Source organism: Mesorhizobium sp. EU05-FHT14A09, from assembly GCF_058790995.1.
Window position 1 is genome coordinate 1 of the sequence record NZ_JBYTDF010000019.1, and the last position, 11,029, is coordinate 11,029.

Annotated in this window: 2 protein-coding genes; both read left to right on the forward strand. The window is 61.0% G+C overall.

The genetic code is table 11. The features are described 5' to 3' along the window. Positions 1 to 99: 99 nt before the first annotated feature. Positions 100 to 7,182: a helix-turn-helix domain-containing protein gene (locus tag AC3WTO_RS31040; RefSeq protein ID WP_492558469.1), complete on the forward strand. Its 7,083-nt coding sequence runs from the start codon at positions 100 to 102 to the stop codon at positions 7,180 to 7,182. A gap of 240 nt (positions 7,183 to 7,422) precedes the next feature. After that, a partial coding sequence (locus AC3WTO_RS31045) for a hypothetical protein (protein WP_492558470.1) occupies positions 7,423 to 11,029 on the forward strand: 3,607 nt, incomplete at its 3' end.

Consider the following 11,029-nt stretch of genomic DNA (forward strand, 5'->3'; position numbering starts at 1 on the left):
TATCACCATTTGCCCATCACAATCATCATGTGATAAGCGATTTGATGATCCGGGATTTCAGGGAAGTTTGTGATGGACGTTCGTCGACCGATGCCGAGCATGGGCCTTCTCGTAGCGGACGGTGAGCGGGGCTATGGATCTGCTTCATCGCCTTTGTCGAGGAGCAGTGGGGGGCTTTCCGGTTCGGTATCGGGACAGGCGCTGGCGGCGGGCGGAACGGGCAGCGGCACGGACAGGCGCAGCCTTGGCGGTGGCGCGCAGACGCTGCAGCTTTCCTCGACGGGTTTGTCGGTTCCGGGGCAGATGCGAGCCAACCGTGTCCAGCAGCGCGCCGTTGCGCTGAGCATGGCACTTGCGGGGGGCCAGAGCCTGCAGGATCTCGCCGGTCAGCGGGGGGTGGACTGGCTGAAGCTGGAGTTCGGTGTGGCCGGGGCGGAGGTCACGGAACGCACGAAGGGTGACGTTCGTATCACGACGATCAGTGTTGGCGAGCAGCACTTCACCTACACCCACGACCTGCAGCATGACGACGTCCGCGTGGAGTTCAAGGACGCGAACGGCGCGCTTGAGCAGGATCTGAGCGCTGGCACCCAGACACGCACGGTTGTCGGTTCGGATGGGCTCGAGACGGCCACGACGCGCGCACTGACGGGGTTGGGGCCGGACGTTGCTGCCGAGCCTGTCCGAGTGCGCCAGCAGCAGGAAGACGGTTCGGTCCTTGAGACGGTGACGCAGGCGGATGGTGGGCGCCAGCGTGTCTGGATCGCCCCGAATGGGGAGCGGCATATCCTGGAGGGGGAGGGTGCTGCAGCCAATGAGGCTCTTGCCGCACAGATACGCCATGGCCTGTTCGATGAGGGGCATTCTGTTGGCGAGGTCGCGACCCAGTACGGGTTGAACGAGCGGCAGGTCTTGGCGGCACTTGGAGAGGGCGCGGGCCAGGTTGAGGCGACCGGCCAGGATGTCGAGACGCTGACGCTTTATGATGTCGAGAAGAACCGGCTGGTGATCGAGCAGCGCGACCATCAGCATGGAACGGTGACGCGTGAGGAGATCGCATCGGATGCGGTCTTCGAGGTCGAGCAGCTTGACGAGCAGAGTGGGGCCATCGAGACGGTCGCGGTCCTTGGCGGTGTCGGTTATGTGTTGCAGCAGGCGCAGGCTGCCGAGAAGGCTGGGCTTGGCAAGTACCAGTCGCAGATTCTGGAGCTCGATGGGCAGATAGCCCAGCGGCGTCGACTGGGTGACCCGATCTCGGGCCTGCAGGCGCAACGCCGGGGGCTCGAGGAGGCCGGGGCGCTTGAGGTCGGCGTGTGGCGCGGTCGGGTCCGTGTCGTGCTGATGGCACGGCAGTACCATCTGGCCCGGCAGGAGCTGGCTGGTGCCTATGACCAGCAGTCGCGCACGAGCCCGGGCAGCGAGGAGCATGAAGCGGCACGCAGTGTGTTCACGCAAGCAAGCGCCAGGGCCAGCGACCTCGACCGCAAGCTTGCGGTGGCGCAAGCGGGACTTGACCAGGTGCAGGCTGAGCGCACGTTGCATGACAAGACGCAGATCCGCCTTGCGGCACAAGCCCAGCTGGATCAGGAGTTCGGCAAATGGCGAGCTGAATGGGAGGTTGCCGGCTCGACCCATGACGGAGCTCGAGAAGCCGGCGCATGGGCCGACTTTGAACACCTGCATGGCAAGATAGAGGCGGGTGAAGTTGTCTCCGGGCAGACAGGCCGCGCCAACCAGGCCTGGGTGACCTACAATCGTGCCGCCGATAGCGAGCTCGCGGCACGCTTTGCCCATGGCAAGGCCACGCAAGCCAGCCTGGATGCTGGACTGAAGGCCGTGGAGAGTGATCTTGCCGGGCTGAAGCGACAGAAAGCTGCCTGGCAGGTGGCAAATCCCATGCTGTATGAAGGGGAGTTCTCAAGCCAGGGTCAGTTGACGACGCTGGAGGACCGGGCGACGGGGTTGAAGATCGGGCAGTTGGCCAATGGGCAGGTGCTGCGTCATGACGGCTGGCTACTGGGTCTCTCGGATACCCGGCGCCACCACCACTCGGACCGGCAGGCTGCCGAACGCGATTATGCCAGGGACAGCCAGGCCGTGGATATGGAAGTGGGGCGCCAGATCGCAGAACTGCGTCTGGCTCCAACCCTCAGGCAGGAGGCATCCGCACGCCAGTATATCGAAGCCTGGAGCCAGCAGAACCCGCAACACAGGGCGGATGTAGAGCGGCTGACGGCTCCACAACCACACGAACCGCAGAACCAGGGTTTGCTGCCTGACCTCAGGCGCTTGCTGCCGGACACCGGGAGCCGGCAACTCCGCGCGCCTGAGCGCGAGCCTCTGTTCTCCACACCACAAGGCCAGCGCCTGCGCCCGGCACTCATGGCGCACGAGCAGGCGATGGGCGCACTGGCAAAGCTGGGCCGCGAGACCATCAGGCAACGCGATGACGACCTTGCCGAGCTCAACAAGGCCGACGCCGGCCAAAGCCTGCTACGCGATGGCGTGGAATGGGCCTTCGGCTGGGCTGGTGTTGAAGACCCCACCAAGACCGCGCGCAACTATGTCAGCGGGCAGAAGGATCGGGCCAGTCAGTTGCTGACCGACCTGGAAGGCGGCAGGATCTCGGCCCAGGCCTTCGGGGCCGGCTTGCGCACACTCGACCGCGACTATGCCCAGGCCTTTCCTCGCCATAGCCGCGATGTCATGGAGGCTGACCAGATCTGGGCCTCCGTCGACGAGACCGTGCGTACCGTCTTCACCATGACTGCCGCCGTCGCCCCATTCTTCCTCGGGCCAACATTGCCTCTGGGCCTGGTCGTGCGCGGCGTCCTCGGCGCCGTCGCCGGCTACTTCGCCTCCAATGTCTATGATGCCTCTGGCGATGCCTACAACCTGCTGCGTGGCCGCAACCTCAGTGCCGACCACCATTCCTCCTTCTTCGGCCTCTCCATGCAGGCCACAATGCATGCCTTCGACATCCAAAGCCCATGGGCGGCCGAACCCACCAAGGCCGTCACCGCCGAGGACCTCACCTTCACCATGAACGATGAGCTGGTCGACCTGGCCACCACAACCTCTTCCGCCCTCGGCGCCGGTGTCGGCGCCAGGGTCGGCGCCTTCTACTTCGCCCGCGAGGGGGTCCGCCAACTGACCAGAACCGAGGTCGCCATCGCCCGCGGCCTCTTCGGCAACGTCACGACACCTCAAGCCTTCGATGCCACCATCACAACCGCCAATGCCGGCTGGAGTTCCACCTTCGGTACCGCCAGGATCGGCGCCGCCTCCGTCACCGCCTCCCAAGCCTCCGACGGCTATGGCCAGGCCGCCGCTCAGGCGCTCGACCTCGCACTCAAGGGCAAGTTCGGCACAAAAGAGGCCAACCAACAGATCGACCAGGCACTCCTCAGCGCGACTGTCGGCCTCGTCCTTGCTCCCGCGACAGGCGCCGTCTCAAGCCTCACAAACATCTTCAAGGCCTCCGGACGCCTCTCTCCCGCCGGCATCACAACACAGATCATCACCGATGGCCTCTCAAACATCGCCAACGAGAAGGTCGTCGCAGACCTAGAGGGCAAAGACCTCGACCCATCCGACCTCATCTCCGCTGCAATCAACACCCCGGCCGGCGCACTCAACAATCTAATCGCTCACCCACAAAGGCTCCAGGCCCACAATGTTGCCGCCTCAGCGCCCCTCAAGCACCGCTATGTATCAAATCCCGACATGCTCGATCTGATTAGGAGCATGGAAGAGGAAAACGGCCGGCAAGCCAAGATGATCCATGTCGGGGCGGCACCCGACAACCTGGCGCATGTCTATGTGGCGTCTCCAGATCGTCCACGTCCGAGCCCACTGCAGTGGCTCGAGATCGGATACACGCATGAGGCCATTCGCGATCCTCAAAATCCCGACACAATCGTTCTCGTCCGCACCATAGCAGGAGCGCAGGAGATAGAGCCGGGGACAGGCAAGGGGAAAGGACAACGTCTAGCGGTCGGGCAGGCAGCCGACGGTCTCGGGCAGGCAATCACCGAAAAGCCCAGCGCACCTCCGCCATTGGATGATGGCGAACCCTGGCATGCAGCTCAAAAACTAGAGGATCGCCTCAAACGAGCCATGGAAATATCCGGCCTGGACCCGAGAGAACTTGCCAGCAAATCAGGAGTATCTTTTTATAGATTCGAAAAAATCCTCAATGGAGAGATCATCGAACTCCATCCTCACATTATTAGATCAATTGCTAATGCTCTCGGCGTCGAGGTTCATCTTTTAAGGGGAACAAAGCCATGGTTTGAAGAAAAAACGCCGCAGCTTCGGTTGAAAGCGCTGCAGGATCTTTTTGGACTATCCCAGAAGGATTTGAGCGAACTCTCTGGTGTACCAATCCACACAATCGGGAGGATCATAAAAGGACACGCAGTCGATAATAAAGGAGAAGCTCTCCAGACTATAGCCTCAGCGCTGAAGGTTGACGCCAAGCTACTTCTTGGCAATGTGAAGGTTCCCGAAAAAATCCCGCATGGCAGCGGCGGGTCCGTTTCAGCCGAGCAAGCACGTGCCGATCAGCCAGTTGAGCTCCGCAGTGTAGCCGACGCGACCGATCCCGCGGCATCGTCATATGATGAGAAACCCAGTCAGTGGCTTAAGTGGACATTTCCAAAACGACAGATCGATGCCGATTTCACCGGCTTAGCTAACCTTAGTCGTTCAAACGAAGTCCAGATTCCTGTGGGATGGCACTCCCTCCTGGTGGAAACCGGCACAGATCCCGAAACAGGGTCGGTGCGCATATTATTACCGGATGGCCAGGCAATTGAACCCGGACAATTGCACGAGCATTGGCCTCTGCTGGAGAATAGAGGTGAAATCGATGTCATCTTGCTCCTTGTGAATGACCGCCAGCTTGCCCGAGACCTTGTTCAAATCTACGAAGTGAAGGTTTATGTGCCGGACTTTGACCTACGTGTCAGGAAATCCGGGATCAGTCTGGAACCCCCGAGCATCTACCATTCCTGGTATGAGGTCTCGAGAGCAACACCTCCCGAGAATCTTGCGCAAGACAACTCAGAAAAAGCGGGTTCCGAAGTTGCAGAACCTGGAGCCCATCCAGCTCCCGATTCGGTCAAGATCGTCGTCGATAGCACACCCAGCGGCTTCATCGAATCAGCACGGGACGAGCACACTGACACCTCAGTAGTCGCTGCCCTGTCGCCAAATGCCTTACGCTATTTATCAAATCCCGACATGCTCGATCTGATTAGGAGCGTGGAAGAGGAAAACGGCCAACCGGCCAAGATGATCCATGTCGGAGCCGAACCCGACAACCCGGCTCATGTCTATGTGCCGTCTCCGGATCGTCCACGTCCGAGCCCACTGCAGTGGCTTGAGATCGGATACACGCATGAGGCCATCCGCGATCTTCAAAATCCCGACACAATCGTTCTCGTCCGCACTATAGCAGGAGCGCAGGAGACAGAGCCGGGGGCAGACGAGGCAAGCTATTCGCCCAATGATCTAGCGAAGCTGGATGACAACCACCAACCGACAGAAGCTACGTCATTAGATGATGGGCAACCTTGGCATGCGGCACAAACATTGATAGATCGCCTAAAACGGGCCTTGGAAGTATACGGTATAACTCCGCTAATACTTGCACGTAGGTCTGGAATAAACGTCGAGACAATGACTAATATTCTCAAGGGCGCGACTATCACACCTAAGCCTCGCGTCATAAAAGCACTCGCCGACGCTCTCGGTGTTGAGGTCCATCTTCTACTAAGAACACGGCCCTGGTCCGAACAAAAAACACCGCAACGTCGACTGAAGATGTTGCTTGAACATTTTGGTCTATCTGCCTTGGAGCTGAGCCAACTCTCGGGGGTACATGTCCAAAAAATCCGGAGAACCCTAAACGGATACACAGTTGAGAATAAAGTCGAAATTCTCCGCACGATTGCGTCAACATTGAAGGTTGAAGCAGAACTACTTCTCGGCAGCATCAAGGTTCCGGAAAAGATCCCACATAATGGCGACGAGCCCGGGCCGGAGGAGCAAGCACGCGCCACCGACGGCGACACGAACCCGCCGAAACTTCCGGCCTTGGAGGGCGTAGACAAACCTCTTGCAGCACTGTCACCACCTGAGCCTCCCAAGAATGCAGAAGCCGACGCCCCGGAACCGCTCACAGCCACCGTTCTCGCGCTGCAGCTCGATAGCTTTGCTGACGAGGCGGTCAGCGCAGGAACCCAACGGCCAGTCGAAGTGCAAAACGCAGGCCGTGCGACCGATCCTGTGTCATCACTATACGATGAGAAACCCAGTCACTGGTATAAGCGAACACACCCGAAACGGCGGATCGATGTCGATTTCACCGGCTTAGCTGACCTTGGCTGTTCGGACGAAATCAATATCCCGATCGGATGGCACTCACTCTTGGTCGAGACCGATACGCACCCCAAAACGGGAACCCCCCAAATATTGCTGCCAGACGGCCAGGCAGTTGAACCCAGACAGTTGGGTAAACACTGGCCTCTGTTGGATGATAGAGGTCAGATCGACGTTATCTTGCTCCTCGTGAATGACCGCCAACTCGCTCGTCACCTTGTGCAAGTCTACGAAGTGAAGGTTTGTGTGCCGGACTTCGACCTACGTGTCAGGAAATCCGGCATCAGTCTGGAACCCCCGAGCATTTATCATTCCTGGCATGAGATCTCGAGAGCAGCACCTCCCAAGAATCTTGCGCAAGATAACTCAGAAAAACCCGGTTCCGAAGTTGCAAAGCGGCTGTGGGGCGTCTTGGAAGAGCGCAACTGGACACCACAAGAACTGGCCCGTCGAGCAGACATGTCCATGAGTTCAATTATCAGCATTCTCTCGGGCAGAACCCAAAATCCACGACCAACTTCACTTCACGCTCTCGCTCATACCCTGGATGTATCAGTTCACTGGCTCAGAAGTGGCATAGCCCGGGAATGGCAAGCCGGAGAAACGCTCGCCATGCGTCTGGCCATGCTGATGGATGAGTTCGGTATAGACCGACGACAGCTTGTAACGCGTTCAGGAATAGGGCAGAGACTCATTTCTAGGATTTGGAATGGACATATCCCAAACCTAACGACGATCAAATTGATGGCCGAAGTATTTGGAGTGGATCCAGTCCTGTTGCACGGACAAGCCTGAGATATCACACGGGAAGGACAGGGGCATCCCCACGGAGATCATGCCTTACTTTCGATAACTTCCTCCCGAACCGGGGGAAGCTGGCCACTCAATCCACCCCATTCACATTGGATCTCGACCAAATTGCTCCAATCGAGATTCGCAAAGTCCAATCACAAACGACACTTCTTCAGTCATCAGCCCATCACAATCATCATGTGATAAGCGATTTGATGATCCGGGATTTCAGGGAAGTTTGTGATGGACGTTCGTCGACCGATGCCGAGCATGGGCCTTCTCGTAGCGGACGGTGAGCGGGGCTATGGATCTGCTTCATCGCCTTTGTCGAGGAGCAGTGGGGGGCTTTCCGGTTCGGTATCGGGACAGGCGCTGGCGGCGGGCGGAACGGGCAGCGGCACGGACAGGCGCAGCCTTGGCGGTGGCGCGCAGACGCTGCAGCTTTCCTCGACGGGTTTGTCGGTTCCGGGGCAGATGCGAGCCAACCGTGTCCAGCAGCGCGCCGTTGCGCTGAGCATGGCACTTGCGGGGGGCCAGAGCCTGCAGGATCTCGCCGGTCAGCGGGGGGTGGACTGGCTGAAGCTGGAGTTCGGTGTGGCCGGGGCGGAGGTCACGGAACGCACGAAGGGTGACGTTCGTATCACGACGATCAGTGTTGGCGAGCAGCACTTCACCTACACCCACGACCTGCAGCATGACGACGTCCGCGTGGAGTTCAAGGACGCGAACGGCGCGCTTGAGCAGGATCTGAGCGCTGGCACCCAGACACGCACGGTTGTCGGTTCGGATGGGCTCGAGACGGCCACGACGCGCGCACTGACGGGGTTGGGGCCGGACGTTGCTGCCGAGCCTGTCCGAGTGCGCCAGCAGCAGGAAGACGGTTCGGTCCTTGAGACGGTGACGCAGGCGGATGGTGGGCGCCAGCGTGTCTGGATCGCCCCGAATGGGGAGCGGCATATCCTGGAGGGGGAGGGTGCTGCAGCCAATGAGGCTCTTGCCGCACAGATACGCCATGGCCTGTTCGATGAGGGGCATTCTGTTGGCGAGGTCGCGACCCAGTACGGGTTGAACGAGCGGCAGGTCTTGGCGGCACTTGGAGAGGGCGCGGGCCAGGTTGAGGCGACCGGCCAGGATGTCGAGACGCTGACGCTTTATGATGTCGAGAAGAACCGGCTGGTGATCGAGCAGCGCGACCATCAGCATGGAACGGTGACGCGTGAGGAGATCGCATCGGATGCGGTCTTCGAGGTCGAGCAGCTTGACGAGCAGAGTGGGGCCATCGAGACGGTCGCGGTCCTTGGCGGTGTCGGTTATGTGTTGCAGCAGGCGCAGGCTGCCGAGAAGGCTGGGCTTGGCAAGTACCAGTCGCAGATTCTGGAGCTCGATGGGCAGATAGCCCAGCGGCGTCGACTGGGTGACCCGATCTCGGGCCTGCAGGCGCAACGCCGGGGGCTCGAGGAGGCCGGGGCGCTTGAGGTCGGCGTGTGGCGCGGTCGGGTCCGTGTCGTGCTGATGGCACGGCAGTACCATCTGGCCCGGCAGGAGCTGGCTGGTGCCTATGACCAGCAGTCGCGCACGAGCCCGGGCAGCGAGGAGCATGAAGCGGCACGCAGTGTGTTCACGCAAGCAAGCGCCAGGGCCAGCGACCTCGACCGCAAGCTTGCGGTGGCGCAAGCGGGACTTGACCAGGTGCAGGCTGAGCGCACGTTGCATGACAAGACGCAGATCCGCCTTGCGGCACAAGCCCAGCTGGATCAGGAGTTCGGCAAATGGCGAGCTGAATGGGAGGTTGCCGGCTCGACCCATGACGGAGCTCGAGAAGCCGGCGCATGGGCCGACTTTGAACACCTGCATGGCAAGATAGAGGCGGGTGAAGTTGTCTCCGGGCAGACAGGCCGCGCCAACCAGGCCTGGGTGACCTACAATCGTGCCGCCGATAGCGAGCTCGCGGCACGCTTTGCCCATGGCAAGGCCACGCAAGCCAGCCTGGATGCTGGACTGAAGGCCGTGGAGAGTGATCTTGCCGGGCTGAAGCGACAGAAAGCTGCCTGGCAGGTGGCAAATCCCATGCTGTATGAAGGGGAGTTCTCAAGCCAGGGTCAGTTGACGACGCTGGAGGACCGGGCGACGGGGTTGAAGATCGGGCAGTTGGCCAATGGGCAGGTGCTGCGTCATGACGGCTGGCTACTGGGTCTCTCGGATACCCGGCGCCACCACCACTCGGACCGGCAGGCTGCCGAACGCGATTATGCCAGGGACAGCCAGGCCGTGGATATGGAAGTGGGGCGCCAGATCGCAGAACTGCGTCTGGCTCCAACCCTCAGGCAGGAGGCATCCGCACGCCAGTATATCGAAGCCTGGAGCCAGCAGAACCCGCAACACAGGGCGGATGTAGAGCGGCTGACGGCTCCACAACCACACGAACCGCAGAACCAGGGTTTGCTGCCTGACCTCAGGCGCTTGCTGCCGGACACCGGGAGCCGGCAACTCCGCGCGCCTGAGCGCGAGCCTCTGTTCTCCACACCACAAGGCCAGCGCCTGCGCCCGGCACTCATGGCGCACGAGCAGGCGATGGGCGCACTGGCAAAGCTGGGCCGCGAGACCATCAGGCAACGCGATGACGACCTTGCCGAGCTCAACAAGGCCGACGCCGGCCAAAGCCTGCTACGCGATGGCGTGGAATGGGCCTTCGGCTGGGCTGGTGTTGAAGACCCCACCAAGACCGCGCGCAACTATGTCAGCGGGCAGAAGGATCGGGCCAGTCAGTTGCTGACCGACCTGGAAGGCGGCAGGATCTCGGCCCAGGCCTTCGGGGCCGGCTTGCGCACACTCGACCGCGACTATGCCCAGGCCTTTCCTCGCCATAGCCGCGATGTCATGGAGGCTGACCAGATCTGGGCCTCCGTCGACGAGACCGTGCGTACCGTCTTCACCATGACTGCCGCCGTCGCCCCATTCTTCCTCGGGCCAACATTGCCTCTGGGCCTGGTCGTGCGCGGCGTCCTCGGCGCCGTCGCCGGCTACTTCGCCTCCAATGTCTATGATGCCTCTGGCGATGCCTACAACCTGCTGCGTGGCCGCAACCTCAGTGCCGACCACCATTCCTCCTTCTTCGGCCTCTCCATGCAGGCCACAATGCATGCCTTCGACATCCAAAGCCCATGGGCGGCCGAACCCACCAAGGCCGTCACCGCCGAGGACCTCACCTTCACCATGAACGATGAGCTGGTCGACCTGGCCACCACAACCTCTTCCGCCCTCGGCGCCGGTGTCGGCGCCAGGGTCGGCGCCTTCTACTTCGCCCGCGAGGGGGTCCGCCAACTGACCAGAACCGAGGTCGCCATCGCCCGCGGCCTCTTCGGCAACGTCACGACACCTCAAGCCTTCGATGCCACCATCACAACCGCCAATGCCGGCTGGAGTTCCACCTTCGGTACCGCCAGGATCGGCGCCGCCTCCGTCACCGCCTCCCAAGCCTCCGACGGCTATGGCCAGGCCGCCGCTCAGGCGCTCGACCTCGCACTCAAGGGCAAGTTCGGCACAAAAGAGGCCAACCAACAGATCGACCAGGCACTCCTCAGCGCGACTGTCGGCCTCGTCCTTGCTCCCGCGACAGGCGCCGTCTCAAGCCTCACAAACATCTTCAAGGCCTCCGGACGCCTCTCTCCCGCCGGCATCACAACACAGATCATCACCGATGGCCTCTCAAACATCGCCAACGAGAAGGTCGTCGCAGACCTAGAGGGCAAAGACCTCGACCCATCCGACCTCATCTCCGCTGCAATCAACACCCCGGCCGGCGCACTCAACAATCTAATCGCTCACCCACAAAGGCTCCAGGCCCACAATG